The organism is Variovorax sp. R-27, from assembly GCF_049913215.1.
Taxonomy (GTDB): domain Bacteria; phylum Pseudomonadota; class Gammaproteobacteria; order Burkholderiales; family Burkholderiaceae_C; genus Variovorax.
On the sequence record NZ_CP183984.1, the window covers coordinates 6,316,602 to 6,341,057 of the forward strand.

The window sequence follows — 24,456 nt, forward strand, 5'->3', positions numbered from 1 at the left end:
AGCTTCTGAAAGCTTCCGGCCTTTTATCTGGTCCCGCCGCCAGGAATCGAACCTGGATCTCAGCCTTCGGAGGGCCGAATTCTATCCGTTGAAATACAGCGAGGAATTGGGGTCCGGCATGCACCGGAGCCACGCATTATCGCCTATCAGGCGGCGACCGATTCGGCTTCAGCCGCAACAGCGGTGCCCGGCAGCGGCCGGGCGAACCCGAGCCCCGCCAGATAGACCCGGAAAGTGCGCCTTCCGGTGTGCACCAGGTCGAAGGCCTCGGGGTCGAGCAGCCAGTTCTGGATGAGCCCGCTGATGAGTGCGTGCAACCCCTGCGCCGCCGCGTTGCCCGGCAGCGGCAGCTTGATATGGCCGCGGCGCGCGGCCAGGCGCAGGGCCTTCTCGAAGTCGCCCACGCAGGCGTTGCGGGCGTCGAGGTGGCGCTGCTGCACCGAGGCCATGTCGTGGGTGTATTCGACCTTGTGGGTCGCCACATCGAATACGCGGCGCACCTGGGGGTCGGTGGCCATGAGGGTGAGCGCGTGGATCATGCCTTCCTCGATCTCGGCCAGGGGGTCGTCGGTGACGCCTGCGGTGGCGGGCTTAGGCGCGGCTTCCAGCGGCAGGATGACCCGCTCCATCATCGCGTTGAAGAGGTCGGCCTTGTCCTTGAAATGCCAATAGATGGCGCCGCGCGTCGCGCCGGCCTGCTGCGCGATCTGCTGCAGCGTGGTCTGCGAAACGCCCTGCGCCTGAAACAGCAGCTCCGCGGCATCGAGCAACCGATGCCGCGTGGCCAATGCTTCTTCTTTCGTCCGACGTGCCACCAAGTCTCCTGATTTGTAAAGACAACGCCCTCTATGTATCGTGGGGCCATTCGTGGTTGTCACTATACATCCATGAATGTATGTAAACTCGCCGGTTTCCTCGATGGCCCACCTGGCTACACAGGTTTCCGGTTTGTTCCGCGAACGCGCCATCTCCCGTCTTCGCTTCAAAGGAATCGCATGCCTCTCCTGCATGTTTCGCGTCATTCGTCCTTTTCGCCGCGTCTCGCGACCGTGGCCGCCGTCGTCCTGCTGGTCCTTGCGGGCTGTGGCAAGAGCGATGCGCCCGCCGGTCCGGGCGGCGCCGGCGGTGGTGGCCACCCCCCTGCACCCGAGGTGGGCGTGGTGGTGGCTGCGCCGACCGATGTCGGCCTCGTCACCGAACTGCCCGGCCGCCTCGAGGCCTCCCGCGTCGCCCAGGTCCGCGCCCGTGCCTCGGGCATCCTGTTGAAGCGCGAATTCCGCGAAGGCAGCGACGTGAAGGCCGGCCAGCTGCTGTTCCGCATCGACCCCGCCCCGCTGGTGGCCGCCACGCAGAACGCCCAGGCCACGCTGGCCCGCGCCGAAGCCAATGCCGTGCAGGCCAAGGCCCTCGCCGACCGCTACAAGCCGCTGGTCGAAGCCAATGCGGTCAGCAAGCAGGAATACGCGACCGCCGTGGCCTCTGCCAAGCAGGCCGAAGCCGATGTGGCCTCGGGCCGCGCGGCGCTGCAGACCGCCAAGATCAACCAGGGCTACGCCGACGTGACCTCGCCCATCGCGGGCCGAATCGGCCGCGCCCTCGTCACCGAAGGCGCACTGGTGGGCCAGGGCGACGCCACCGAGCTCGCCGTGGTGCAGCAGATCAACCCGCTGTACGTGAACTTCACGCAGTCGGCCTCCGACGCGATGAAGCTGCGCCGCGCAGTGGCCGCCGGCCAATACAAGCGCGCGAGCGGCGAGGAAGCCGCAACCATCCGCGTGGTGCTGGAGGACGGCACCGACTACCCGCTGGAAGGCAAGCTGCTGTTCTCCGACCTCACGGTCGACTCCACCACCGGCCAGGTCACGCTGCGCGCCGAAGTGCCCAACCCCAAGGGCGAGCTGCTGCCCGGCCTGTACGTTCGCGTGAAGCTCGAACAGGCACAGGCCACCAACGCGATCACGCTGCCGCAGCAGGCCGTCACGCGCACCCAGCAGGGTGACACCGTGTCGGTGGTCGACAAGGACGGCAAGATCAGCAAGCGCACCGTGAAGATCAGCGCCGCCAAGGACAACCAGTGGGTGGTGCTCGATGGCCTGAAGGCCGGCGAGCAGGTGATGGTCGACGGCTTCCAGAAGCTGCAGATGATGCCGCCCGGCACGCCGGTGAAGGCGGTCCCCTGGACCAAGCCGAACCCGAACGCCGCGGCCACGCCGGCCGCAGCGGGGTCCGCACCGGCGGCGCCTGCCGCCCCGGCCGACAAGGCCGCGGCCGAGAAGAAGTAATCAGGAGCGCGCCCGCAAATGGCCAAATTTTTTATCGACCGACCGATCTTCGCCTGGGTGATCGCACTGTTCATCCTGGTGGTGGGCGGCGTGTCAATCACCCAGCTGCCGATCTCGCAGTACCCGCCGGTGGCGCCCCCCGCCATCGTCATCAACGTCGCCTACCCCGGCGCCTCGGCCCAGACGCTCGAGGACAGCGTGCTGTCCGTCATCGAGCGTGAAATGAATGGCTCGCCAGGCCTGATCTACATGGAATCGGTGGCCCAGGCCGACGGCACCGGCTCCATCACGATCAGCTTCGAGGCCGGCACCAACGACGACCTCGCACAGGTGGACGTGCAGAACCGGCTGTCGCGCGCAACGCCGCGCCTGCCGGCTGCCGTGACGCAGCAGGGCGTGCGCGTGGACAAGTCGCGCAACAACTTCCTGATGTTCGTGATGCTGTCCTCGGACAACCCGAACATCGACCCGGTGGCGCTCGGCGACTACACCGCGCGCAACGTCGTGCCCGAGCTGCAGCGCGTGGTCGGCGTGGGCCAGGCCCAGCTGTTCGGCTCCGAGAACGCGATGCGCGTGTGGATCGATCCGGCCAAGCTGCAGGGCTTCAACCTGTCGGCGACCGACGTCAACAACGCCATCCGTGCACAGAACGCCCAGGTGTCTTCGGGCACGCTCGGCGACCTGCCCAACATCCCCGGCCAGGCCATCGCGGCCACGGTGACCGTGAACGGCCAGCTCGTCAACGTTGAGCAGTTCAAGAACATCGTGCTGCGCGCCAACACCGATGGCTCGACCGTGCGGCTGAAGGACGTGGCACGCGTCGAACTCGGCGGCCAGTCGTATGCCACCTCGGCCCGCCTGAACGGCGTGCCCGCGGTCGGTATCGGCGTCCAGCCCACGCCCAACGGCAACGCGCTGCAATCGGCCAAGGCGGTTCGCGCCAAGATGGCCGAACTCGAGCGCTACTTCCCGCAGGGCGTGAAGTGGAACATTCCGTACGACAGCTCGCGCTTCGTGCAGATCTCGATCACCGAAGTGGTCAAGACGCTGCTGGAAGCCGTGGCGCTGGTGTTCGTGGTGATGTTCCTGTTCCTGCAGAACTGGCGCTACACGATCATCCCGACCATCGTGGTGCCGATCGCGCTGCTGGGCACGTTCGCCTCGCTGCTGGCGCTCGGCTTCTCGATCAACGTGCTGACCATGTTCGGCATGGTGCTGGTGATCGGTATCGTGGTGGACGACGCCATCGTGGTGGTGGAGAACGTCGAGCGCATCATGAGCGAGGAGGGGCTGCCGCCTCTCGAAGCCACGCGCAAGGCCATGAAGCAGATCTCCGGCGCCATCATCGGCGTGACGGTGGTGCTGATCTCGGTGTTCGTGCCGCTCGCGTTCTTCGCGGGTTCGACCGGCAACATCTACCGCCAGTTCTCGGCGGTGATGGTGGCCTCGATCGCCTTCTCGGCATTCATGGCTCTGTCGCTCACGCCGGCGCTGTGCGCCACGCTGCTCAAGCCGGTGGAGGCCGGCCACCATCACGAGAAGACCGGCTTCTTCGGCTGGTTCAATCGCGGCTTCGCGCGCACGGCCAAGGGCTATGAGAGCGTGGTCGCTCGCATCCTGCGCCGCGCTGCCCGCTACCTCGTGATCTACCTGGCCATCATCGGCGCGGTGGTGTTCACCTACACCCGGCTGCCGAGCTCGTTCCTGCCGCAGGAAGACCAGGGCAACATCATCGTGAACGTGCAGTTGCCGCCTGGTGCGACACAGGAGCGCGCGCTGTCGGTCATGCAGCAGGTCGAGGGCTTCATCCTGAAGCAGCCCGAAGTGCAGAGCATGGTGGGCGTGATGGGCTTCAGCTTCTCGGGCCAGGGCCAGAACGCGGGCCTCGCCTTCGTGACGCTGAAGGACTGGGATGAGCGCAAGGACCCGGTCCACTCGGCCAGCGCGCTGGCCGGCCGTGCCTTCGGTGCGCTGTCGGGCATCCGCGACGCCTTCATCTACCCGCTGAGCCCGCCGCCCATTCCTGAACTGGGCAATGCCAGCGGCTTCAGCTTCCGTCTGCAGGACCGCTCGGGCGCAGGCCACGAGGCGCTGATCAACGCACGCAACCAGCTGCTGGGCATGGCCTCGCAGAGCAAGGTCCTGGCGCAGGTTCGCCCCGACGGCCTGGAAGACGCGCCGCAGCTGCAGATCGACATCGACCGCGACAAGGCGAATGCGCTTGGCGTGAGCTTCGACGCGATCAACGCGACGCTGTCGACCGGCCTGGGTTCGAGCTACATCAACGACTTCCCGAACCGCGGCCGCCTGCAGCGCGTGGTGGTGCAAGCCGACGCTCCGGCGCGGATGCAGCCCGACGACCTGCTCAAGCTGAACGCCAGCAACACGCAGGGCCAGCCGGTGCCGCTGTCGGCCTTCGCGACCACCAAGTGGGTCACGGGCGCCACGCAGACGGTGCGCTACAACGGCTACCCGGCGATCCGCATCAGCGGCGACGCCGCCGCCGGCTACAGCACGGGCGCCGCGATGGCCGAGATGGAAAAGCTCGCCGCGCAGCTGCCGCAAGGCTTCGGCTTCGAGTGGACCGGCCAGTCGCGTGAAGAAAAGCTCGCGGGCTCGCAGGCCATCGTGCTGTACGGCTTCGCGATCCTGGCGGTGTTCCTCTGCCTGGCCGCGCTGTACGAAAGCTGGTCGATCCCGCTGTCGGTGATTCTGGTGGTGCCGCTGGGCGTGCTGGGCGTGCTGGTGGCGACGATGCTGCGCGCCTATTCGAACGACGTGTACTTCCAGGTGGGGCTGATCACCATCATCGGCCTGTCCGCGAAGAACGCGATTCTGATCATCGAGTTCGCCAAGGACCTGCAGGCGCAGGGCAAGGGCGTCATCGAATCGGCGCTGGCCGCCGCCCACCTGCGGTTCCGCCCGATCATCATGACCTCGCTGGCCTTCGGCCTCGGGGTGGTGCCGCTCGCAATCGCCTCGGGCGCCGGCTCCGCCAGCCAGCGCGCCATCGGCACCGGCGTGCTCGGCGGCATGGTGACGGGCACTGCACTGGCCGTGATCTTCGTGCCGGTGTTCTTCGTGGTGGTGCGCACCCTGTTCAAGGGCAGCGCGCGCCAGCATGAAGCCGACAAGCGACACGCCGAAGCCGCCGGCATCGCGGAGGAAAAACATGACTAAGAAACTGATTCCCACAGCCCTGGCTGCCGCGATGCTGCTGGCCGGCTGCTCGCTGATTCCGACCTACGAGCGCCCGGCGGCGCCTGTGCCCACCACCTACCCGGGCGACCCGGCGCAGCCGCCCGGCCAGGCCGCAGCCAACCTGCCCTGGCAGGACTTCTTCACCGACGCGCGGCTCGCGGGCCTGATCCAGACCGCGCTCGTGAACAACCGCGACCTGCGGGTGTCGGTGCTCAACATCGAGCAGGCGCGCGCGCAGTTCCAGATCCAGCGCTCGGCGCTGTTCCCGGCTGTGGGCCTCACTGGTTCGGGCTCGCGCTCGAGCCCGAACCCCTACCAGGCCTTCGACTCCAACGTGGGCAGCGTGTCGTCGTCGTACAGCGTCAACCTGGGCTTCAACGCCTGGGAGCTGGACTTCTTCGGCCGCATCCGCGCGCTGAAGGACCAGGCGCTGGCGCAGTACCTCGCCACGGACGAGACGCGCAAGGCGGTGCAGATCAGCCTGATCGCGTCGGTCGCCAACGGCTGGCTCACGCTGCTGGCCGACGATGAGTTGCTCGAGATCACGCGCCAGACGATGGTCACGCGCGAAGAGTCGGTGCGCCTCACGAAGATGCGCTTCGACAACGGCGTGTCCTCGGAGCTCGACTTCCAGGCCGCCAACTCGCTGCTGGAAACGGCGCGCGCATCCTATGCGGAGCAGCAGCGCGCGCGCATGCAGGACGAGAACGCCCTCGCCCTGTTGCTGGGCGCGCCGGTACCACCCGACGCCACGGCGGGCGGCATCAAGGGCCTGGACGGCATCAAGCCGATGCCCGACGTGCCTGCCGGCCTGCCTTCCGACCTGCTGGCCGAACGGCCCGACATCCGCTCGGCCGAGCAGCAGCTGATTGCGGCCAACGCCAACATCGGCGCGGCGCGCGCGAACTTCTTCCCGCGTGTGTCGCTGACGAGTTCCATCGGTACCGCGAGCAGCGAGTTCTCGGGCCTGTTCGATCGCGGTTCGAAGGCCTGGTCCTTCGCGCCGACGGTGACGCTGCCGATCTTCGACGCCGGCAGCAACATCGCCACGCTCGACTCGGCCAAGGCCGGGCGCGAAATCGCGGTGGCGCAGTACGAGAAATCGATCCAGACCGCGTTCCGCGAAGTGGCCGATGCCCTCGCGGGCCGCGCCACGCTGGGCGAGCAGGTGCGCGCACAACGTGCGCAGGCCGATGCGGAGGCGGTGCGCTTCAAGCTCTCCGACCTGCGCTATCGCAACGGCATCGCCAGCGCGCTCGACCTGCTCGACGCACAGCGCTCGCTGTTCACGGCGCAGCAATCGGCCGTGACCACGCGCCTGCTGCAGCTGCAGAACCAGGTCACGCTGTACCGGACGCTGGGTGGCGGCTGGGCCACACGCGACAAGGGCTGAGACGCCAAGGCGTCCGATAAGGGTGGTCCCTTGTCCGTTCGGGCAAGGGGCCTCTCTATAATCGCCGGTTGGTTAGGACAAGCCCCCCGACGAGCCCCCGATAATTGAGGACGCCAATGAGCGCAGACCCGCATTACCAGGCCACAGAAGAAGCCCACACCGGGCCGATCAAGAACCCGAAGCAACTGCTGCTCGCGGTATTTTTCTCCTTCATAGCCCCGATCCTGATCATCGTGGGTCTTGTCTCCTACGTGGTCTCGGGCACCAAGCCCGCAGGCATCGCGGAGGGCGACAGCATGTCGCTCTACGGCGTGACCAAGGAAGCGCGCGACCGCGAAGTGGCCGAACGCCTCAAGAAGGTCGGCGCCATCGAGATCCGCGACGCCAACCGCCCGCTCGCTGCAGGCGAGGTCGTGTTCAAGGCCCAGTGCGTCGCCTGCCACGGAGCGCCCGGCATTCCCGGCGCCCCGCACTTCCAGGACGCAGCCGCTTGGGGTCCCCGTATCGGCCAAGGCTATGCAACGCTCCTCGAGCATGCCCTGAAGGGCAAGGGCGCCATGCCCCCGCAGGGCGGCGGCGACTTCGAAGACCTCGAAGTGGGTCGTGCAGTGGTCTACATGGCCAACGCCGGCGGAGCCAAGTTCCCGGTGCCGGACCGTCCGGCCGCTGCTGCACCCGCTGAAGGTGCCTCGGGTGCGGCCCCTGCGGCCAGCGCTCCTGCGAAGTAAGCGTTTTCCCTAGTCACGCAAGAAAGCCGGCTCAGCGCCGGCTTTTTTCATGGGCGCAAGGCAACGGCTTCGGCGTGGCGCTCAGCCGGGCTCAGCACGTGTCCGAAGCGGCCGGGCAGCTCGCTGGCCTGCACCGCCTCCGGTATCCACAGCCCGCGTTCGACGGCCTCGGCAGCGATGCCCACGTCCTGCGTGTGCACCAGCCCGAGCCCGAAAGGCGAAACCAGATAGAGCCGGCCGTCCTCGTCGAGCAGGCAGCCCGACACCTCAGTCGCCTTGCCCGTATGGGCCGTGACGGTGAAACCACCACCCTCGTCTTCGGCGACCCGCCATACCTGCGGCGAAGCCTCCAGCTCCACATACACGCGCTGCGGCCCGTTCTGGAAGAACCACTGGCCCTCGTCGTCGTGCTCGTAGTTGCGATGGATGAAGTCGATCAGCTTGTCGTGCCGCAGCATCGAGCCCTTGGCCGCGCGGAACGGGCCCATGGCCTGTGTGCGGTCGTCGCGCATGTACCAGTTGCCACGCGCGTCGAGGCCGAGCCAACCGTAGCAGTGCGGCACGTTGGGCCACTTGGCCAATGCTTGTTTGACGATGTCGTCCATCGCGTCATTCTCGTCCTGGCGACAAGCCCCTACCGTCAGCCGAAGCGCCGCCATGCAGCTGCAGCCAGCCGCCCACCTGCTCCGGCATGCCGCGCACATGCCCCGGCGGCAGCCCCATCGGAAAGCCGACATGCCCACCGTGCGCGGGCTGCCACAGCGTGACGTGCGCCCCCACCTCACCGGGCTTCGGCAGGCTGCGCGCCGGAATGAACGGATCGTTGCGCGCATTCACCACCAGCGCAGGCACGCGGATCGAAGCCAGGTGCGGCTTGGCCGAGCCCCGCGACCAGTAGTCGTCGACATCGCGAAAGCCGTGCAGCGGCGCGGTGAAGACGTTGTCGAAGTCGTAGAGGTTGCGCGACGACATCAGCCGCTCGCGGTCGAACAGGCCCGGAAACTGCGCCAGCTTGGCCAGCGCCTTGGGCTTCATGGTCGCGAGGAACATGCGCGTGTAGACCAGCTTGTTGAAGCCCTGGCCAATGGCTTCGCCGCCCGCCGCGAGGTCGAGCGGCGCGCAGACCGAGGCCACCGCGCCCACCACGCCCGAAGCGGTCTCGCCCGCCTCCGAGGCCCAGCGCATCAGCGCATTGCCGCCGAGCGACACACCCGCAGCCAGCACCGGCCCGCCGCCCTTTTGCGCATGCAGGTCGCGCATGCGCGCCAGGATCCAGCCGATCTCCTCGAAGTCGCCCGAGTGGTAGGCGCGCGGCGCCAGGTTCAGTTCGCCGCTGCAGCCGCGGAAATGCGGCACCGCGAAGGCCATGCCGCGAGACGCCGCAAAGGCAGCGAAGGCTTCGGCGTAATGACTGCGCGACGAGCCTTCGAGCCCATGGAACAGCACCAGCAGCGGCTTCGGGCCTGGCGCTGGCGCATCCACGAAGTCGACGTCGATGAAGTCGCCGTCTGGCGTGGGCCAGCGTTCGCGCCGGTAGACCGGGGCCGGCCCGTCGAAGCGCCGGGCGTAGAGCGCAGCCCAGATGGTCTGCAGGTTGCCGCCGGGCAGCCAGCGCGGTGCCGCGTAGTCCATCGTCTGGAGAACAGCAGGAGAAGCAGCGGAAGAAGAAGCAGCGAAGGAAGGCATCAATGCAGGGTCTGGGGCGGATCGTTCGCGTCGTCCGGCTCGCGCGCGCTGCCCGGGCTCGCATGGTGCGCCACCATGCGCCAGCCCTGGGCGGTCTTGTGATAGACGTTGGTGGCCAGCACGAAGGCATGGCGCGGGCCTTCGGCCGTGAGCACCTCGATGCGCTCGAGCACGTTGTGCACGGCGCTGCCGAGCGACTCGATCTTGCGCACCCGCGCCGGCATGGCGTGGATCGCGCCGTTGCCGAACATCTGCTCGAAGGCCGCGCGGATCGCCACGGTCCCCACCAGCCGGGGGCCGCCGGGGTGCACGCAGAACACTTCGTCCTCGTCGGCCCAGCAGGCCATCAGCGCATCGATGTCGCCGCGTTGCAGCGCTTCATAGAAGGCCGCTTCGACGTCGTCGGCAGTGCCGCCGATGGCCGCGGCGGCGCGGAGTGGGGTCTTGGGCATTGCGCGATTTTGCCGCGCTGTCCGTGACGGCGGCACTGCACCGCTTTGGTCCGGGCTGCACCGTGCTGCCGCAATCCGGCCAGAACATCTGCTCCGTTTTGGACCAAATGGTCAAAACGCGGATGCCGATTTTCCATAAGTCATTGATTTCAAATGGCTTATCCAACTGGCACGGCGCATGCAAGGAGCTTCGCGACCTCGCAACAGGAGCCCTTCCATGAACGTCGGCATCTTCATTCCCATCGGCAACAACGGCTGGCTGCTTTCCGAAAACGCACCGCAGTACAAGCCCAGCTTCGAACTCAACAAGCAGATCACGCTGAAGGCCGAGCGCTACGGCGTCGACTTCGCGCTGTCCATGATCAAGCTGCGCGGCTTCGGCGGCAAGACCGAGTTCTGGGACCACAACCTCGAGTCCTTCACGCTCATGGCGGGCCTCGCGGCGGTCACCAGCAAGATCAAGCTCTTTGCCACCGCTGCCTCGCTGGTCATGCCGCCGGCCATCGTGGCGCGCATGACGTCCACCATCGATTCGATCTCCAACGGCCGCTTCGGCCTGAACCTCGTCACCGGCTGGCAGCGGCCCGAGTACTCGCAGATGGGCATGTGGCCCGGCGACCAGTTCTTCGGCACGCGCTACCAGTACCTGAGCGAATACATCCAGGTGCTGCGCGACCTCTGGGGCACCGGCCAGTCAGACTTCAAGGGCGACCATTTCAAGATGGACGACTGCCGCCTGAGCCCGCAGCCGCAGGCCGACATGAAGGTGATCTGCGCCGGCCAGAGCGACGCGGGCATGGAGTTCTCGGCCAAATACGCCGACTACAACTTCTGCTTCGGCAAGGGCGTGAACACGCCCAAGGCCTTCGCGCCCGCGGCCGAGAAGCTCATCGAAGCCACCACGAAGACAGGTCGCCACGTCACCACCTACGTGCTGATGATGGTGATCGCCGACGAGACCGACGAGGCCGCGCGCGCCAAGTGGGAGCACTACAAGGCCGGCGCCGATCACGAAGCGATCGCATGGCTGGGCCAGCAGGGCGCGGCCGACACCAAGTCGGGCGCCGACACCAACGTGCGCCAGATGGCCGACCCGACATCGGCCGTGAACATCAACATGGGCACGCTCGTGGGCTCGTATGAAAACGTCGCGCGCATGCTCGACGAAATGGCCGAGGTGCCCGGCACCGAAGGCGTGCTGCTGACCTTCGACGATTTCCTGCAGGGCGTCGAGGCCTTCGGCGAACGCATCCAGCCGCACATGAAGAGCCGCGCGCACGTGCAGAGCCCCGTGCCGTCGCGGGTCGAACCCGAACGCCTCGCGGCCTGAGCAGGAGCGTCACGTGAGCACTCCCGCACGCAACACCACCCTCACATCGAACACCCCCGTTGGCGCACCGCGCCTGCCGGGCGCCCCGGCACCGCTGGTGCTGCCCGCGCGCCCCGAGCCGCTGGCACTGCACGCGAGCGACTCGGCGCTGATCGTCGTCGACATGCAGAACGCCTATGCATCCATCGGCGGATACGTCGACTCGGCCGGCTTCGACATCTCCGGCGCGCAAGGCACCATCGCCAACATCGCGCGCACCATGGCGGCGGCGCGCGCGGCCGGCATGCTGGTCGTGTTCCTGCAGAACGGCTGGGACGCGGCATACGTGGAGGCCGGCGGCCCCGGCTCGCCGAACTGGCACAAGTCGAACGCACTCAAGACCATGCGTGCAAAGCCCGAGCTGCAGGGCAAGTTCCTCGCCAAGGGCGGCTGGGACTACGAACTCATCGAAGAGATGAAGCCGCAGCCCGGCGACATCGTCGTGCCGAAGACGCGCTACAGCGGCTTCTTCAACAGCACGCTCGACAGCACGCTGCGCTCGCGTGGCATCCGCCACCTGGTGTTCACCGGCATCGCCACCAACGTGTGCGTCGAATCGACGCTGCGCGACGCCTTTCACCTCGAATACTTCGCCGTGATGCTCGAAGACGCGACGCACGAACTCGGCGGGCCCGCGATCCAGAAGGCATCTGTCTACAACGTCGAGACCTTCTTCGGATGGGTCTCCACGGTGGAGCACTTCTGCAGCACCTTCGCACCCGCATCCATCACCCAACCCGCACCGGCCGAAGCGGCCACTGTCTGATTCTTTTCAAGGAGCTCTCTTCATGCCCAAGCAAGCCATCATCCCGCCCGGCACCGGCGTACCACTCGCCCCCTATGTTCCCGGCACGCTCGCCGACGGCGTGCTCTACGTATCGGGCACGCTGCCCTTCGACAAGGACAACAACGTGGTCCACGTGGGCGACGCGGCCGCGCAGGCTCGTCACGTGCTCACCATCATCCAGGGCGTGGTCGAGGCAGCGGGCGGAACCATGGACGACGTGACCTTCAACCAGATCATGATCAAGGACTGGGCCGACTACGGGAAGATCAACACGGTGTATGCCGAGTTCTTTCCCGGCACCAAGCCCGCGCGCTACTGCATCCAGTGCGGCCTGGTGAAGCCCGATGCCCTGGTCGAGATCGCCTCGATCGCGCACGTCGGCAAGAAGGGCTGAAGCACATGCCGTCGCTGCACTACGAAGTGCACGGGCCGTCCGATGCCGCAGCCACCGTGCTGCTGTCGTCGGGCCTCGGTGGCTCGGCCGGGTTCTGGCAGCCGCAGCTCGGCGCGCTGGTTGCCGCCGGGCACCGCGTCATTGCGTACGACCAGCGCGGCACCGGCCGCAGCCCTACTGCATTGCCAGCGGCGTATGCCATCGAAGACATGGCGAAGGACGTGCTCGAAATCCTCGACGCCACGAACACTTCGCAATGCCACTTCGCGGGCCATGCACTCGGCGGCCTCGTGGGTCTGCAGCTAGCGATCGACGCGCCATCGCGTATCGCGAGCCTCGCGCTCATCAACGCGTGGTCGAAGCCCAACCCGCATTCGGCGCGCTGCTTCGATGCGCGGCTCGCACTGCTCGGCGCATGCGGCCCGCGCGCGTACGTGGAAGCGCAGCCGATCTTCCTGTACCCCGCAGCCTGGGCCGCCGAACACGCACAGCGCGTGGCCGACGAAGTCGATCACGCCTTCGCGCACTTCCCGGGCGAGGCCAACATGCGTGCGCGCATCGCTGCCCTGCGCGCCTTCGACATCGACGCCCGTCTTGCCGACATCACCGCGCCCACGCTCATCGCCGCGGCGAAAGACGACACGCTCGTGCCCTGGACCTGCTCGCAGCGCCTGGCCGATGGCCTGAGCGACGTCACGCTCGACTTCATGCCGCACGGCGGCCATGCCCACAGCGTGACCGAGGCCGAAGCCTTCAACCGCAGCCTGCTCGACTTTCTCTCGCGGGTCAGCGCATCCGCCGTTCCAGCATGACCACAACTCTTGCATCCACACTCGACGACGCCGCGCTGTCGCTTCTCTTCACCGGCGCGCGCACCCACAACGGCTGGACCGACGAACCCGTCACCGACGCACAGCTGCAGCAGATCTACGCGCTGGCGAGCCTCGGCCCCACATCGGCCAACTGCTCGCCCGCGCGCTTCGTCTTCGTGCGCACGCCCGAAGGCAAGCAGCGCCTCGCACCGGCTCTCTCCAAGGGCAACCTCGACAAGACCATGGCCGCACCGGTCACGGTCATCGCCGCGTGGGACCGCAAGTTCTACGACAAGCTGCCCACGCTGTTCCCGCATGCCGATGCGCGCAGCTGGTTCACCGGCAGCCCCGAGGCCGCGCACGAAACCGCCTTTCGCAATGCCAGCCTGCAGGCGGGCTACCTGCTGCTCGCAGCGCGCGCGGTCGGCCTCGATGCAGGCCCGATGTCGGGCTTCGACAAGGCGAAAGTCGACGCGGCCTTCTTCGAAGGCACCGACTGGACCGTCAACTTCCTCATCAACCTGGGCCACGGCGATGCGTCGAAGGTGTTCGGCCGCCTGCCGCGGCTGCCCTTCGACGAGGCCTGCGTGCTGGCCTGAAGGACTCACCACATGCTGCTGAATGCCATGGCCTCCCACGCTGCTTCATCGTCATCGAACCCCGCCGGCCTGCTGCCGAGCCTGGAGAAGGCCGACTACCGCAACGCGATGGCGCGGCTGGGCGCGGCGGTGAACATCATCACCACCGACGGCCCCGCGGGTCGCGCCGGCTTCACGGCATCGGCCGTGTGCAGCGTGACCGACGAGCCGCCGACGCTGCTGGTGTGCCTGAACCGTTCGGCCTCGGTGTACCCGGCGTTCAAGACCAACGGCGTGCTGTGCGTGAACGTGCTGGCCGCGGGGCACCAGTCGCTCTCCGCATTGTTCGGCGGCAAGACGCCGATGGACGAGCGCTTCGCCGCCGGCCAGTGGAGCCACAAGACCACTGGCTCGCCGATGCTCGACGACGCGGCCGTTTCCTTCGACTGCCGCGTGGTGCATGCGACGAGCGCGGGCACGCACGACGTGCTGTTCTGCGAAGCGGTGGCCATTGCCATCGGTGGTGCGACGCAGGGCTTGATCTACTTCGACCGGCGCTATCACGAGATCGCGGCGCCGCCGCACTGACCTCCTCCCGAATCAGCGCGGCGTGATGCCTTGAAGAAAAATGCGCTGCACGTTCTCGACGGTCTTCTCGAAGAACGCCTCATCGTCCAGCGTATGCCCCGACAGCGCCTGCACCTGCACGCCAAAGTCCGCGTAGTGCTGCGTCACCGCCCACAGCGCGAAGATCAGGTGATGCGGATCGACGGGCGCCAGCTTTCCCGCTTCGACCCACGCGCGAATCACCTCCGACTTTTTCTCCACCAGCGTACGCAGTTCGCGGTCGAGCTCGTCGCGCAGTAGCGGCGCGCCCTGGATCATTTCCAGGCAGAACAGCCGTGATGCATCGGGCCGGTCGCGCGAGACCACGAGCTTGCGGCGGATGTAGTCGCCAATGGCCTCGCCCGGGTCCTGCTCGGCACTGAAGCCGCGCAGCGGTTCGAGCCACAGCGCGAGCAGATCTCGCAGCACGTTGACGTAGAGCTCTTCCTTGTTCGCGAAGTAGTAGAGCAGGTTGCTCTTCGATACATCGGCGCGTGCCGCCACTTGGTCGATCGACGTGCCATGCAGGCCGAAGCGGGAGAACAGCCCCAGCGCCGCACCGAGGATCGCGCTGCGCTTGTCCTCGATCTGGCGCAACCGGCGGCTCACCGCGGACGCGCTGCGCACCGCGGGTTTTGCGCGCTTGCGCGCCGGGCTCTTCTCTTTGCTGGCACTGGCGGCCAGCGCTTTGGTCTTCGGCATCTTCCCTCGCTCTTGTTCGTTCGTTGGTGAATCGGCAGACAGCACAGCGCACCACTGTAAGGCCGTGGTGCATCGCCTTGCGCCGCAGCCGCCTTCGCAGCGCGTCGTTGCGCACCATGCTGACGCGACGGATGCGTTTTGTCCATTTGGTCCAACTGGCACAGACGTTGCATGGCGAAAGGCATGCCAAGCATGAGGAACCTGCCATGACCCTGCTGTCCGTCCCCATCATCGATCTAGCGCCCTACTTCGCGGGCACCGCCGAAGGCAAGGCCGAGGTCGCGAAGAAGGTCGACGAGGCCTGCCGCAGCATCGGCTTTCTCGTCATCACGAACCACGGCATTGCGCCCGAGCTGATCTCGCGCGTGTCGTCGCTCTCGCGCAAGTTCTTCGACATGCCATTGGGCGAAAAGCGCAAGGTCGACCGCCCGCGCGAAGACGCGGTGCGCGGCTACAGCGCGGTGGGCGAGGAAGGGCTCTCGTACAGCCTCGAAGAAGCAGCCCCCGGCGACCTGAAGGAATCTTTCTCTATCGGCCCGTCGAACGTGCCGCAAGACGACTACCACCGCGGCCCCGCCGCCGGCCCGCACTTCGAGCCCAACAGCTGGCCGCCCATCGAGGGTTTCCGCGAAGCCTACGAAGGCTACTTCGAGGCGATGAGCGATCTCTCGCGCTCGCTGATGCGTGTCTTCGCGCTCGGTCTGTCGCTGCCCGAGACCTTCTTCGACGACAAGATCGACAAGCACATCAGCATGTTCCGCGTGCTGAGCTATCCGCCACAGCGCGAACAGCCACTGCCCGGCCAGCTGCGTGCGGGCGCGCACAGCGACTACGGCAGCCTCACCATCGTGCTGCCCGACGACAAGGGCCTGCAGGTGTTCAACAAGGCCGGCCAGTGGGTCGACGTGCCGCAGGTCGAAGGCGGCCTGGTGGTCAACATCGCCGACCTCATGATGCAGTGGACCAACGACCAGTGGGTGTCCACGCTGCACCGCGTGATCAACCCACCCTTCGAGGTCGCGAGCACCAATCGCCGGCAATCGCTGGTGTTCTTCCATCAGCCGAACTACGACGCGATGGTCGAGTGCCTGCCTAGCTGCCTCGCGCCCGCGGAGTCGGCGAAGTACGCGCCGATTTCTTCTGGGGACCACCTGACCTCGAAGTTCGTCAAGCAGACGACCTTTGGTGGCACGAAGGCGATGGCTTGAGATGACTGCCTGCTGTTCTTCGGGGTGCGATCACGCCGACGGCGTGCTCGCACCCCGAACAAGAACAACAGCAAACGCCCAATGAGCAACTGACATGGCCCACCTCTCCTACGTCAACGTCTTCGCAAAAGACGTGGTCGCACTCAGCGGCTTCTACCAGCGAGTATTCGGTTTCAAAGAGATCGAAGCGATCCGCTCACCCATCTTCCGAGGCCTGGACACCGGCAAGTCGAGCCTTGGCTTCAACGCACTCGATGCCTACGAACTGCTGCACCTGAGCGAGTTTTCAGACACACGCGGCGTCAAGTTCCTGCTGAACATCGACGTCGACAGCCAGGCCGACGTCGACCGCATGGTGCCGGTCGCGCTCGAAGCCGGCGCCACGCTCGTCAAGCCGCCGTACGTCACCTACTACAACTGGTACCAGTCGGTGCTGCTCGATCCCGAGGGCAATGTGTTCCGCATCAACTTCATGATGTGACGCGCGCTGCGCTCGTTCTCTTTTTTCCGTCCTCCCTTTCTTCAAAGCCTCTCACCAAAGGTAGTCCCATGCAGTTGCGCACACTCACTCCCGGCCTGGGTCTCGCGATGACCATCGCAGCCAGCGGCGCCTTCTTCACCACACTGCCCGCCGCAGCCGCCGACGGCTTCACGCTGAAGGACAAGCCGAAGATCGCGATGCTCTACTTCGGCCCGAAGAACGACGGAGGCTGGACGCAGGCCTTCGACGAGGCCCGCGTGAAGATCGAAAAGGAAATCGGCCAGAAGATCCAGTTCGTCGAGAACGTGCCTGAAGACGCATCGGCCATCAAGCCCGCTGCGGAGAAGTTCATCCAGCGCGGCGCCAACATCGTGATCGGCACGGCCTTCGGTTATTCCGACAGCTTCAAGGACCTGGCCGCCAAGTACCCCGATGTCGCCTTCCTCAACGGCTCGGGCACCACCAACGGCAGCAACCTCGAATCGTTCTACGGCCGCACCTACGAAAGCCAATACCTCTGCGGCATGGCCGCCGGCGCCGCATCGAAGACCGGCAAGCTCGGCTTCGTCGCAGCCAACCCCTTCGGCGTGGTGAACTGGACCATCAACGCCTTCGCGCTCGGCGCGCAGAAGATGAACCCGAACGCCACGGTCAACGTGATCTACACCGGCGCCTGGAACGACCCGGTGAAGGAACGCGCCGCCGCCGCCGCGCTCATCGACCAGGGCGCCGACGTGATCGGCCAGCACGTCGACAGCCCCACGCCGCAGATCGTCGCGCAGGAGCGCGGCGTGTACGGCACCGGCCACCACCGCGACCTGCGCCAGTTCGCGCCCAAGGCCACGCTTTGCTCTTCGGTGTGGGTGTGGGACCGCTTCCTGACGCCGGAGCTGAAGAAGGTGATGGCCGGCAACTGGAAGCCCGCGCAGTACGGCGCCTTCATCGAGATGAAGGACGGCGGCACCGACATCGCGGGCTTCGGCCCCGCCGTGCCCAAGGACAAGGCCGCGGTCATCACCGCCGAGCGCGACGCGATCATGAAGGGCAAGCAGGTCTACGCCGGCCCGCTGGCCGACCGCGACGGCAAGGAGCGCGTTGCCAAGGGCGCGGTGCTGTCCGATGCGGACCTGTGGAAGATGGACTGGTTCGTCAAGGGCGTGGTCACGCAGAAGTAAGCAACCCGAAGAAGCCATGCCCAACGCGCTCGAACTCACCGGTATCCGCAAGTCCTTCGACGGCTTCGCGGCGCTGACCGACGCTCACTTTGCCGCGCGCTGGGGCGAAGTGCATGCGCTGCTGGGCGAGAACGGCGCGGGCAAGTCTTCGCTGATGAACATCGCGGCCGGGCTCTACGCGCCCGAGGCCGGGCAGCTGCTGGTGGACGACAACGCGGTGCGCTTCGCCGGGCCGCGTGACGCGGCGAAGCACCGCATCGGCATGGTCCATCAGCATTTCAAGCTGGTGCGACCGTTCACCGTGGCGCAGAACATCTTGCTCACCGCGCCGCCGCCGGCCGAGTTTCAAAGTCACGGCGAGCGGCTGCGCGAGATCGAGCGCGACATCCGCAACAAGGCCTCGGAGCTGGGTTTCGACATCGATCCGTCGAAACGCATAGATGCACTGTCGATTGCCGAACAGCAGCGCGTCGAGATCCTCAAGGTGCTGCTCGCGGGTGCGCGCATCCTGATCCTCGACGAGCCCACGGCCGTGCTGACCGACCAGGAGGCCGCGCGCCTGCTGCAGACGGTGCAGGGCCTGGCGCGCGCCGGTTCCGCCGTGGTGCTGGTCACGCACAAGATGGCCGATGTGAAGACGTATGCCGACCGCGTGACGGTGATGCGCGGCGGGCGCACGGTGGCCACGCTGAAGCCGGGCGAAGCATCGGTCGCCGAGCTGGTGAAGCTCACGGTGGGTGAATCGATTGCCACGCAAGGATTCCAGGCTTCGACCGCATCGCGCGGCCCCGTGCGCCTTTCGGTGCGCGGGTTGCGCGCACCCGCCTCGCCCGAAGGCCGGCGCGTGCTCGACGGCGTGGATCTCGAATTGCACGCGGGCGAAATCTACGGCCTGGCCGGTGTCGGCGGCAACGGCCAGGGCGAACTGGCGGGCGCGATCATGGGCCTGCCGGGCGAAGCCACCGAAGGCGAGATACGACTCGAAGGCCACGGCGACCTGAAGACCATGGCCGCATCGGCACGCCGCGGCATCGGCATTGCAGCCATTCCGGCCGACCGCTACGGGCTCGCGCTCGCGGGTGGCCTTTCTGTCGCCGAGAACTACGCCATCGGCCGCGTGTACACCGGCCGCTACGGCCCCGTGTGGCGTCTGCGCCGCGGCCGCATCCAGAGCGACACGCAGGAGGCGGTGCGCGCCTTCGACGTGCAGGGCGTGCGCTCGGTCGCGCAGAAGGCCGCGCTGCTCTCGGGCGGCAATGCACAGAAGCTGGTGCTCGCGCGCGAATTCGGCAAGTCGCCCACGCTGGTGCTTGCGCACAGCCCGAGCCGCGGGCTCGACGTGCGCGCCAGTGCCGAGGTGCATGCGCGGCTGCGCGCCGCGCGCGACAGCGGCGCGGCGGTGCTGCTGATCAGCGAAGACCTCGACGAAGTGCTGCAGCTGGCCGACCGCGTGGGCGTGATGACGCGCGGGCGCATCGCCGGCGAGTTCGCGCAGCCCGCCGACCGGCAGGCCATCGGACAGGCGATGGTGGACCATGGCTGATGCCTCGCTCTCCGTCGACATGGCACAAGCGCCCAGGACCCAGGTGAACTCGCAGCAGCACACACAACCGCTCGCGCGCCGCCGCTACGCGCTCGAAATCCGCCAGCACATGGCCTGGCGCTGGCAGGCGCTGATCCTCGCGGCCGCATTGCTCGTGGGCTTCGCCATCTCCGCCGCGATCCTCGTGGCCGCGGGCGTGCCCGCCGATGAACTCGCCAACGAGTTCGTGATGCAGACCTTCTTCGACGGCCAGAACTTCCGCGCCGTGCTGTTCCAGGCCGCGCCAATGATCCTCGTCGGCCTGGCGGGCTCCATCGCATTCCGCGCGCGCTTCTGGAACCTCGGCCTCGAGGGCCAGATGATCTGGGGCGCCATCGGCGCGACCACCATCTCGATGTGGCAGATCGGCCCCGAGAACCTGCGCCTGCCGCTGATGTTTGCGGCAGCCATCGGCTGCGGCCTGCTGTGGGTGCTGGGCCCCGCGTGGCTCAAGCTGAAGCTCGGCGTGAACGAGATCATCTCGACGCTGATGCTCAACTACATGGCGGCCAACTTCCTGCTGCACCTGGTCTACGGCAGCTGGAAGGACCCGAAGGACAACTTTCCGTACTCGCCGCAGTTCCGCGTGTTCGAGCGGCTGCCCGAGCTGGGTGCGGGCATCGGCAGTTCGATCCTGCTCGCAGGCGTGGTCGCGCTGCTGGCGTGGTGGCTGGTGAGCGTGAGCCGCGTGGGGCTCTACCTGCGCTTCGTCGATGCGAACCCGCGCGTCGCGCATGCCAACGGCGTGCCGGTGCGGCGCACCATCTACGGCGCGGTGCTGCTGTCGGGCGCGATGGCCGGACTCGCGGGCTTCGCGGTGGTCGCGGGGCAGGAGGGTCGGCTCACGCAGGCCTTCTATCAGGGCTATGGCTTCTCGGGCATCCTCATCGCCTTTCTCGCGCGCAACAACCCGCTCGCGGCCACGGTGGTGGCGCTGCTGGTGGCGGCGCTGTTCGTCACCGGACGCAGCCTGCAGGTGTTCTACCAGGTGCCGTTCTCGATGGTGCAGCTCATCCAGGCGGTGATCGTGGTGTGCGTGGCGTCGAGCGACTTCTTCATTCGCCACCGGCTGCGCCGCGTGGGCGGGGAGGCTGCGCAATGAGCGGCAGCATCATGCTCAACTGGCTCGCGAGCACGCCTGACTTCGCGGTGCCGTATGCGCTCGCGGCACTCGGCCTCATCATCTGCGAGCGCGCGGGCGTGCTCGCGCTCGGCGCCGAAGGGCTGATGCTGGTCGGCGCACTCGCCGGCATCGGCGCGCAGATCGCCATCGGGCAGCCGGCCGTGTCGCTGGTGCTCGCGATGCTCGCGGCCAGCGTGGTGTCGGTGCTGTTCGCGGTAATGGTGATCTGGCTGCGCGTGAACCAGGTGATTGCCGGTCTCGCACTGGTGTTCTTCTGCCAGGGGCTCACGGCGCTGGTCGGCTCGATGGCCGACTGGACCAACCATGCCACCGAAGGCATCGGCGCGATGGCGCTGTGGCCGTTGTCGCTGCTGCCGGTCGTGGGCAGGCTCTTCGAGCAGAACGCGATGGTGTGGCTCACGCTGCCGATCTTCGGCGCGGTGGCGTGGTTCTTTGCACGCACCTCCACCGGCCTGCGGCTGCGCGCGGTGGGCGAGAACCCGCAGGCGGCCGACGCGGCCGGCATCCGCGTGACGGCATGGCGCTTCGCGGCGGTGCTCGCGGGCTCGGCGCTGGTGGGGCTGGCGGGCGCCTACATCTCGGTGGTCAGCACCAAGCTGTGGATCGCGGGCATGACCGGCGGACGCGGCTGGATCGCGGTGGGCCTGGTGATCTTCGCGCGCTGGTCGCCGTGGAAGGCGCTGGTCGGCGCGCTGCTGTTCGGCTGCATCGAGGCGCTGATTCCGCAGCTGGCCGCAGCCGGCGTGCAGCTGCCGCAGTACTTCGTGATGATGACGCCGTATGCGGTGACGCTCGGCGTGATGGTGTGGGTCGCGCTCTCGCGGCGCGGCGCCGATGAAGAGCCCGGCGCGCTGGGCCAACCCTACGTGAGAGAAGAACGCCGATGAAGGCCTGGGTCTACAACGAAGAGCGCGAGCTCGACGCGGCGCAATTCGCCGACTACCTGAACCCCGCCACCACCGCGGTCGTCTCCATCGACATGCACCGGGGCCACCTCGACGACAGCCCCGACTGCCCCTGCCCCGCGCCGCGCGCACGCGACGTGGTGGCGCCCATCGACAGCTTCCATGACGAAGTGCGCGCGCTGGGCGTGCGCATCGTGCACATCAAGTCGGTGCTGCGGCCCAATGGCGTGGACGACATTCGCGGCATTCCTTCTGCATGGCGGCGCACCTTTCCTTTGCATGTCGGTGAGATTCCGAATGCCGACGCGCACGCCATCGAAGGCTCGAAGTGGACCGAGTGGGTCACGCGCGTCGAGCCCGGCGACATGCGCGTGGACAGCAAGCGCCGGCTGTCGGCCTTCTACCCGACCGACCTCGACTTTCTGCTGCGCAACCAGCGCATCGAGACGGTGGTGCTCAACGGCGGCTTTACCGACTGCTGCGTGCTCAACACGGCCTTCGACGCCAACAACCACAACTACCGCGTGATCGTGCTGCGCGACCTGGTGCGCGGCACCGACCCGCACCTGGAGGGCGCGGCGCTCGCGATGGTGTCGCTGCACCTCGGGCTGGTGGTCGATTCGGCGGAGCTGCTGCGCCAGTGGCGCAGCTGAATTAACCCGATACGCCAAGCCAGCGTGCGGCCACGCCGGGCATGTCGCCCTGGGCGGCCTGCCACACCATTTCGGGTGCGGCCACGTGCACGCCCGGCGGCGCGATGCGCAGCGCCACGTCGACCAGCTCGGCCACCTTCGATGCGCGCACCGGCTGTTCGCTGCTCGGCACCATGAAGCGCACGACCGACAGCATCCACGCGGCCAGCCGCTCGAGCGGGTTGGCGAACTTCGCATTCACCGGCTTGCGCGCCGAGCGCACGAGGATCACGCGCTCGAAGCCGCAGGCCACCACCGCCTGCTCGTCGAGGCTCGCGAGCCCCCGCTTGAGCGCCTCGGGCAGCCGGCCCTGGTCGTGCGGCTGCACGATGGCCAGCGTCTGCACGCCGCAGGCGCGCAGCCATCGGGCCAGTTCGGGCAAATCTGAAGGCTCGGGCACCCACAGCGCGCGTTCGCGGTCGTGGTACAGCCGCGGCGGGTCGAAGGCGACGATGGCCGTGTGGGCCGAAGTCAGCGGCCATTGCGCGATCGGCGGGGCCGGGCTCAGGTAGGTTTCCACGCCGCGCAACCCATCGCGAATGGGCTCGCGCGCCAGCACGCGGGTATGGGCGTGCCGGTGGCTGCCGGCCAGTCGCCGCAGCAGCTCCGCTCCCAGCGCACCGGTCGCGCCCGCGATCAGCAGCGTGCCGAAAGCGTCGGAAGCAACGGGCAGTACCGCACGGTTGGCGGCCTGCAGGGCTTGTAGAGGGTCGAGGGACATGGAGCCATCTATGCTACCTTCCGGCAATTCTGCGGAGGTAATGCAAATGATGATGAAGCGCTGGCTCTTGATTCTCGCGGCGGTCTTGTCCCTGAGCGGATGCGGCTACAACCAGTTCCAGTCCCTCGACGAGGCCAGCAAATCGGCCTGGAGCGAGGTGCTCAACCAGTACCAGCGGCGCGCCGACCTCGTGCCCAACATCGTGGCCACCGTGAAGGGCGAGGCCAGCTTCGAGCAGGACACGCTCACCAAGGTGATCGAGGCGCGCGCCAAGGCCACCTCGATCCAGGTGACGCCCGAGACGCTGAACAACCCCGAAGCCTTCAACAAGTTCCAGCAGGCGCAAGGCGAGCTCTCGTCGGCACTGTCGCGGCTGATGGTGGTGTCGGAACGCTACCCCGAGCTCAAGGCCAACCAGGCCTTCCGCGACCTGCGCGTGACGCTGGAAGGCACCGAGAACCGCATCACCGTGGCGCGCAACCGCTACATCGAAAGCGTGCAGGAGTACAACGTGCTCGCGCGCAGCTTCCCGACCAACATCACGGCCAAGATCTTCAGCTACGCACCGAAGCCCAACTTCTCGGTGCAGAACGAGGCGCAGATTTCCACGCCGCCTACTGTCGACTTCAGCGCTCCGAAGAAGTAAGCCAGCACAAATGGCCATTGCCGCACTGCTCCGTCGCGCACTGGCCGCGCTCGTTCTCGCGACCCTGGCCGGGGTCGCGCTGGCCCAGGGCCTGCCGCCGGTGCCCGCGCTCACCGCGCGGGTGATCGACCAGACCGGCACGCTGGACAGCGCACAGCGCAACGGCCTGGACACCAAGCTCGCAGCCTTCGAGCAGCGCAAGGGCTCGCAGATCGTGGTGCTGATGGTGCCGACCACCGCGCCCGAGGACATCGCCAGCTACACGCAGCGCGTGGGCGACGCCTGGAAGATCGGCCGCAAGGACGTCGGCGACGGCCTGCTGGTGGTCGTGGCCAAGGACGATCGCAAGATGCGCATTGCCACGGCCAAGGCGCTCGAAGGCGCGGTGCCCGACCTCGCGGCCGTGCGCATCATCGACGAGGAGATGAAGCCGCGCTTTCGCAACAACGACTTCGCGGGCGGTCTGAACGCGGCGGTGGACCGGCTCATCGGCCTGGTCGACGGCGAGCCGCTGCCGGAGCCTTCGCGCGACACGGGCAGCGGAGGCGGCGGTGGTGGTTTCGACTGGGAGAACCTCGCGATCTTCCTGTTCGTCGGCGTCTTCATCGGTGCGCCGGTCGCGCGCGCCGTCCTCGGCAAGAAGCTGGGCACGATGGTCGTGGGCGGCGGTGTGGGCGTGGTCGTTTTCTTCATCACCACCAGCATCGCCATCGCGGTGATCGCGGCGCTTGTCGCGCTCATCGTCTCGCTGGTCGCGGGCGCCGGGCGTCCGGGCGGCGGCGGGGGTGGCGGCTGGAGCTCCGGTGGAGGCGGAGGCTGGAGCGGTGGTGGTGGGGGCGGCGGCGGAGGAGGTTTCAGCTCCGGCGGCGGTGGCAATTTCGGCGGCGGCGGCGCGTCGGGGGACTGGTGAAC

Annotated in this window: 26 protein-coding genes and 1 tRNA gene; 20 read left to right on the plus strand and 7 right to left on the minus strand. The window is 67.3% G+C overall.

The window, feature by feature from the left end; genetic code table 11:
- Positions 1–28: 28 nt before the first annotated feature.
- Both ACN9MV_RS29605 and ACN9MV_RS29610 read right to left on the minus strand, forming a co-directional pair.
- Positions 29–103, minus strand: a tRNA-Arg gene (locus ACN9MV_RS29605).
- Positions 104–146: 43 nt separating this feature from the next.
- Positions 147–818, minus strand: coding sequence for a TetR family transcriptional regulator (locus ACN9MV_RS29610; RefSeq protein ID WP_426390606.1), 672 nt, complete (start codon positions 816–818; stop codon positions 147–149).
- Positions 819–995: 177 nt separating this feature from the next.
- Here ACN9MV_RS29610 and ACN9MV_RS29615 point away from each other — a divergent pair, with 177 nt between their 5' ends.
- From ACN9MV_RS29615 to ACN9MV_RS29630, 4 genes are all read left to right on the plus strand, one after another.
- Positions 996–2,282 (plus strand): efflux RND transporter periplasmic adaptor subunit, encoded by a 1,287-nt coding sequence (locus ACN9MV_RS29615; RefSeq protein ID WP_093057698.1) that lies wholly within the window; start codon positions 996–998, stop codon positions 2,280–2,282.
- Positions 2,283–2,300: 18 nt separating this feature from the next.
- Positions 2,301–5,462 carry an efflux RND transporter permease subunit gene (locus tag ACN9MV_RS29620; protein WP_426390607.1) on the plus strand — a complete coding sequence of 1,054 codons (3,162 nt, stop codon included), beginning with the start codon at positions 2,301–2,303 and terminating at the stop codon, positions 5,460–5,462.
- Positions 5,455–6,876 carry an efflux transporter outer membrane subunit gene (locus ACN9MV_RS29625; RefSeq protein WP_426390608.1) on the plus strand — a complete coding sequence of 474 codons (1,422 nt, stop codon included), beginning with the start codon at positions 5,455–5,457 and terminating at the stop codon, positions 6,874–6,876. Before ACN9MV_RS29620 ends, ACN9MV_RS29625 begins: the two co-directional genes overlap by 8 nt.
- 116 nt (positions 6,877–6,992) lie before the next feature.
- Positions 6,993–7,604, plus strand: a complete 612-nt coding sequence (locus tag ACN9MV_RS29630; protein WP_093057701.1) for a c-type cytochrome — start codon at positions 6,993–6,995, stop codon at positions 7,602–7,604.
- A 47-nt stretch (positions 7,605–7,651) separates the two neighbouring features.
- On the opposite strand, the gene ACN9MV_RS29635 is transcribed toward ACN9MV_RS29630, so the two are convergent.
- The 3 genes from ACN9MV_RS29635 to ACN9MV_RS29645 are packed head-to-tail and all read right to left on the minus strand — an operon-like array spanning position 7,652 to position 9,742.
- A complete protein-coding gene (locus ACN9MV_RS29635) occupies positions 7,652–8,209 on the minus strand; it encodes a DUF2946 family protein (RefSeq protein WP_426390609.1) in 558 nt (185 codons plus the stop codon).
- Positions 8,210–8,213: 4 nt separating this feature from the next.
- Positions 8,214–9,236 carry a YheT family hydrolase gene (locus tag ACN9MV_RS29640; RefSeq protein ID WP_426390610.1) on the minus strand — a complete coding sequence of 341 codons (1,023 nt, stop codon included), beginning with the start codon at positions 9,234–9,236 and terminating at the stop codon, positions 8,214–8,216.
- 53 nt (positions 9,237–9,289) lie between these two features.
- Positions 9,290–9,742, minus strand: a complete 453-nt coding sequence (locus tag ACN9MV_RS29645; protein ID WP_093057704.1) for a YybH family protein — start codon at positions 9,740–9,742, stop codon at positions 9,290–9,292.
- Here ACN9MV_RS29645 and ACN9MV_RS29650 point away from each other — a divergent pair.
- Genes ACN9MV_RS29650 through rutF form a run of 7 tightly spaced genes read left to right on the plus strand, consistent with a single transcriptional unit; the run spans position 9,742 to position 14,270 of the window.
- Complete coding sequence (locus ACN9MV_RS29650) at positions 9,742–9,963, plus strand: hypothetical protein (protein ID WP_426390611.1); 222 nt, start codon at positions 9,742–9,744, stop codon at positions 9,961–9,963. The genes ACN9MV_RS29645 and ACN9MV_RS29650 overlap by 1 nt on opposite strands.
- Positions 9,960–11,072 (plus strand): pyrimidine utilization protein A, encoded by a 1,113-nt coding sequence (rutA, locus tag ACN9MV_RS29655; protein WP_093057705.1) that lies wholly within the window; start codon positions 9,960–9,962, stop codon positions 11,070–11,072. The genes ACN9MV_RS29650 and rutA overlap by 4 nt, the downstream gene beginning before the upstream one ends.
- Positions 11,073–11,085: 13 nt before the next feature.
- Positions 11,086–11,877, plus strand: a complete 792-nt coding sequence (gene rutB / locus ACN9MV_RS29660) for a pyrimidine utilization protein B (protein WP_426390612.1) — start codon at positions 11,086–11,088, stop codon at positions 11,875–11,877.
- A gap of 22 nt (positions 11,878–11,899) precedes the next feature.
- A complete protein-coding gene (rutC, locus tag ACN9MV_RS29665; RefSeq protein WP_093057706.1) occupies positions 11,900–12,292 on the plus strand; it encodes a pyrimidine utilization protein C in 393 nt (130 codons plus the stop codon).
- A gap of 5 nt (positions 12,293–12,297) precedes the next feature.
- Positions 12,298–13,104: a pyrimidine utilization protein D gene (gene rutD, locus ACN9MV_RS29670; RefSeq protein ID WP_426390613.1), complete on the plus strand. Its 807-nt coding sequence runs from the start codon at positions 12,298–12,300 to the stop codon at positions 13,102–13,104.
- The gene (locus ACN9MV_RS29675) at positions 13,101–13,703 is read left to right on the plus strand and encodes a malonic semialdehyde reductase (RefSeq protein WP_307617310.1); all 603 of its coding nucleotides are present in this window, start codon (positions 13,101–13,103) and stop codon (positions 13,701–13,703) included. Before rutD ends, ACN9MV_RS29675 begins: the two co-directional genes overlap by 4 nt.
- Positions 13,704–13,715: 12 nt before the next feature.
- Positions 13,716–14,270, plus strand: coding sequence for an NADH-dependent FMN reductase RutF (rutF, locus tag ACN9MV_RS29680; protein ID WP_097197821.1), 555 nt, complete (start codon positions 13,716–13,718; stop codon positions 14,268–14,270).
- A 12-nt stretch (positions 14,271–14,282) separates the two neighbouring features.
- Here rutF and rutR read toward each other — a convergent pair whose 3' ends face one another.
- Positions 14,283–14,990 carry an HTH-type transcriptional regulator RutR gene (gene rutR / locus ACN9MV_RS29685; RefSeq protein WP_093057710.1) on the minus strand — a complete coding sequence of 236 codons (708 nt, stop codon included), beginning with the start codon at positions 14,988–14,990 and terminating at the stop codon, positions 14,283–14,285.
- A gap of 206 nt (positions 14,991–15,196) precedes the next feature.
- Between rutR and ACN9MV_RS29690 the strand changes: the two genes are divergently transcribed.
- From ACN9MV_RS29690 to ACN9MV_RS29720, 7 genes are all read left to right on the plus strand, one after another.
- Positions 15,197–16,198 (plus strand): isopenicillin N synthase family dioxygenase, encoded by a 1,002-nt coding sequence (locus tag ACN9MV_RS29690; RefSeq protein ID WP_426390614.1) that lies wholly within the window; start codon positions 15,197–15,199, stop codon positions 16,196–16,198.
- Positions 16,199–16,292: 94 nt separating this feature from the next.
- Positions 16,293–16,679: a VOC family protein gene (locus ACN9MV_RS29695; protein ID WP_093079022.1), complete on the plus strand. Its 387-nt coding sequence runs from the start codon at positions 16,293–16,295 to the stop codon at positions 16,677–16,679.
- Positions 16,680–16,747: 68 nt separating this feature from the next.
- Positions 16,748–17,854: a BMP family ABC transporter substrate-binding protein gene (locus ACN9MV_RS29700; protein WP_093057712.1), complete on the plus strand. Its 1,107-nt coding sequence runs from the start codon at positions 16,748–16,750 to the stop codon at positions 17,852–17,854.
- Between the two features lie 16 nt (positions 17,855–17,870).
- Complete coding sequence (locus tag ACN9MV_RS29705) at positions 17,871–19,397, plus strand: ABC transporter ATP-binding protein (RefSeq protein WP_426390615.1); 1,527 nt, start codon at positions 17,871–17,873, stop codon at positions 19,395–19,397.
- A gap of 19 nt (positions 19,398–19,416) precedes the next feature.
- Positions 19,417–20,538: an ABC transporter permease gene (locus ACN9MV_RS29710; RefSeq protein ID WP_371258851.1), complete on the plus strand. Its 1,122-nt coding sequence runs from the start codon at positions 19,417–19,419 to the stop codon at positions 20,536–20,538.
- Positions 20,535–21,467: an ABC transporter permease gene (locus ACN9MV_RS29715; RefSeq protein WP_097197817.1), complete on the plus strand. Its 933-nt coding sequence runs from the start codon at positions 20,535–20,537 to the stop codon at positions 21,465–21,467. The genes ACN9MV_RS29710 and ACN9MV_RS29715 overlap by 4 nt, the downstream gene beginning before the upstream one ends.
- Positions 21,464–22,138: a cysteine hydrolase family protein gene (locus ACN9MV_RS29720; RefSeq protein ID WP_426390616.1), complete on the plus strand. Its 675-nt coding sequence runs from the start codon at positions 21,464–21,466 to the stop codon at positions 22,136–22,138. Before ACN9MV_RS29715 ends, ACN9MV_RS29720 begins: the two co-directional genes overlap by 4 nt.
- A gap of 1 nt (position 22,139) precedes the next feature.
- Here ACN9MV_RS29720 and ACN9MV_RS29725 read toward each other — a convergent pair whose 3' ends face one another.
- Entirely contained in the window at positions 22,140–22,898 is a 759-nt protein-coding gene (locus ACN9MV_RS29725; RefSeq protein WP_093057717.1) for a hypothetical protein, read from the minus strand.
- Between the two features lie 46 nt (positions 22,899–22,944).
- Here ACN9MV_RS29725 and ACN9MV_RS29730 point away from each other — a divergent pair, with 46 nt between their 5' ends.
- Together ACN9MV_RS29730 and ACN9MV_RS29735 are read left to right on the plus strand one after the other, a co-directional pair.
- Positions 22,945–23,544 carry a LemA family protein gene (locus ACN9MV_RS29730; protein ID WP_371127398.1) on the plus strand — a complete coding sequence of 200 codons (600 nt, stop codon included), beginning with the start codon at positions 22,945–22,947 and terminating at the stop codon, positions 23,542–23,544.
- Between the two features lie 10 nt (positions 23,545–23,554).
- Positions 23,555–24,454 carry a TPM domain-containing protein gene (locus ACN9MV_RS29735; RefSeq protein ID WP_426390617.1) on the plus strand — a complete coding sequence of 300 codons (900 nt, stop codon included), beginning with the start codon at positions 23,555–23,557 and terminating at the stop codon, positions 24,452–24,454.
- The last annotated feature ends 2 nt before the right edge of the window (positions 24,455–24,456 follow it).

Coding starts and splice junctions, on each gene's coding strand:
- ACN9MV_RS29615 (WP_093057698.1), top strand. CDS start 996: ATGCCTCTCCTGCATGTTTCGCGTCATTCGTCCTTTTCGCCGCGTCTC.
- ACN9MV_RS29620 (WP_426390607.1), top strand. CDS start 2,301: ATGGCCAAATTTTTTATCGACCGACCGATCTTCGCCTGGGTGATCGCA.
- ACN9MV_RS29625 (WP_426390608.1), top strand. CDS start 5,455: ATGACTAAGAAACTGATTCCCACAGCCCTGGCTGCCGCGATGCTGCTG.
- ACN9MV_RS29630 (WP_093057701.1), top strand. CDS start 6,993: ATGAGCGCAGACCCGCATTACCAGGCCACAGAAGAAGCCCACACCGGG.
- ACN9MV_RS29635 (WP_426390609.1), bottom strand. CDS start 8,209: ATGGACGACATCGTCAAACAAGCATTGGCCAAGTGGCCCAACGTGCCG.
- ACN9MV_RS29640 (WP_426390610.1), bottom strand. CDS start 9,236: ATGGACTACGCGGCACCGCGCTGGCTGCCCGGCGGCAACCTGCAGACC.
- ACN9MV_RS29645 (WP_093057704.1), bottom strand. CDS start 9,742: ATGCCCAAGACCCCACTCCGCGCCGCCGCGGCCATCGGCGGCACTGCC.
- rutA (WP_093057705.1), top strand. CDS start 9,960: ATGAACGTCGGCATCTTCATTCCCATCGGCAACAACGGCTGGCTGCTT.
- rutC (WP_093057706.1), top strand. CDS start 11,900: ATGCCCAAGCAAGCCATCATCCCGCCCGGCACCGGCGTACCACTCGCC.
- rutD (WP_426390613.1), top strand. CDS start 12,298: ATGCCGTCGCTGCACTACGAAGTGCACGGGCCGTCCGATGCCGCAGCC.
- ACN9MV_RS29675 (WP_307617310.1), top strand. CDS start 13,101: ATGACCACAACTCTTGCATCCACACTCGACGACGCCGCGCTGTCGCTT.
- rutF (WP_097197821.1), top strand. CDS start 13,716: ATGCTGCTGAATGCCATGGCCTCCCACGCTGCTTCATCGTCATCGAAC.
- rutR (WP_093057710.1), bottom strand. CDS start 14,990: ATGCCGAAGACCAAAGCGCTGGCCGCCAGTGCCAGCAAAGAGAAGAGC.
- ACN9MV_RS29690 (WP_426390614.1), top strand. CDS start 15,197: ATGACCCTGCTGTCCGTCCCCATCATCGATCTAGCGCCCTACTTCGCG.
- ACN9MV_RS29695 (WP_093079022.1), top strand. CDS start 16,293: ATGGCCCACCTCTCCTACGTCAACGTCTTCGCAAAAGACGTGGTCGCA.
- ACN9MV_RS29700 (WP_093057712.1), top strand. CDS start 16,748: ATGCAGTTGCGCACACTCACTCCCGGCCTGGGTCTCGCGATGACCATC.
- ACN9MV_RS29705 (WP_426390615.1), top strand. CDS start 17,871: ATGCCCAACGCGCTCGAACTCACCGGTATCCGCAAGTCCTTCGACGGC.
- ACN9MV_RS29710 (WP_371258851.1), top strand. CDS start 19,417: ATGGCACAAGCGCCCAGGACCCAGGTGAACTCGCAGCAGCACACACAA.
- ACN9MV_RS29715 (WP_097197817.1), top strand. CDS start 20,535: ATGAGCGGCAGCATCATGCTCAACTGGCTCGCGAGCACGCCTGACTTC.
- ACN9MV_RS29720 (WP_426390616.1), top strand. CDS start 21,464: ATGAAGGCCTGGGTCTACAACGAAGAGCGCGAGCTCGACGCGGCGCAA.
- ACN9MV_RS29725 (WP_093057717.1), bottom strand. CDS start 22,898: ATGTCCCTCGACCCTCTACAAGCCCTGCAGGCCGCCAACCGTGCGGTA.
- ACN9MV_RS29730 (WP_371127398.1), top strand. CDS start 22,945: ATGATGATGAAGCGCTGGCTCTTGATTCTCGCGGCGGTCTTGTCCCTG.
- ACN9MV_RS29735 (WP_426390617.1), top strand. CDS start 23,555: ATGGCCATTGCCGCACTGCTCCGTCGCGCACTGGCCGCGCTCGTTCTC.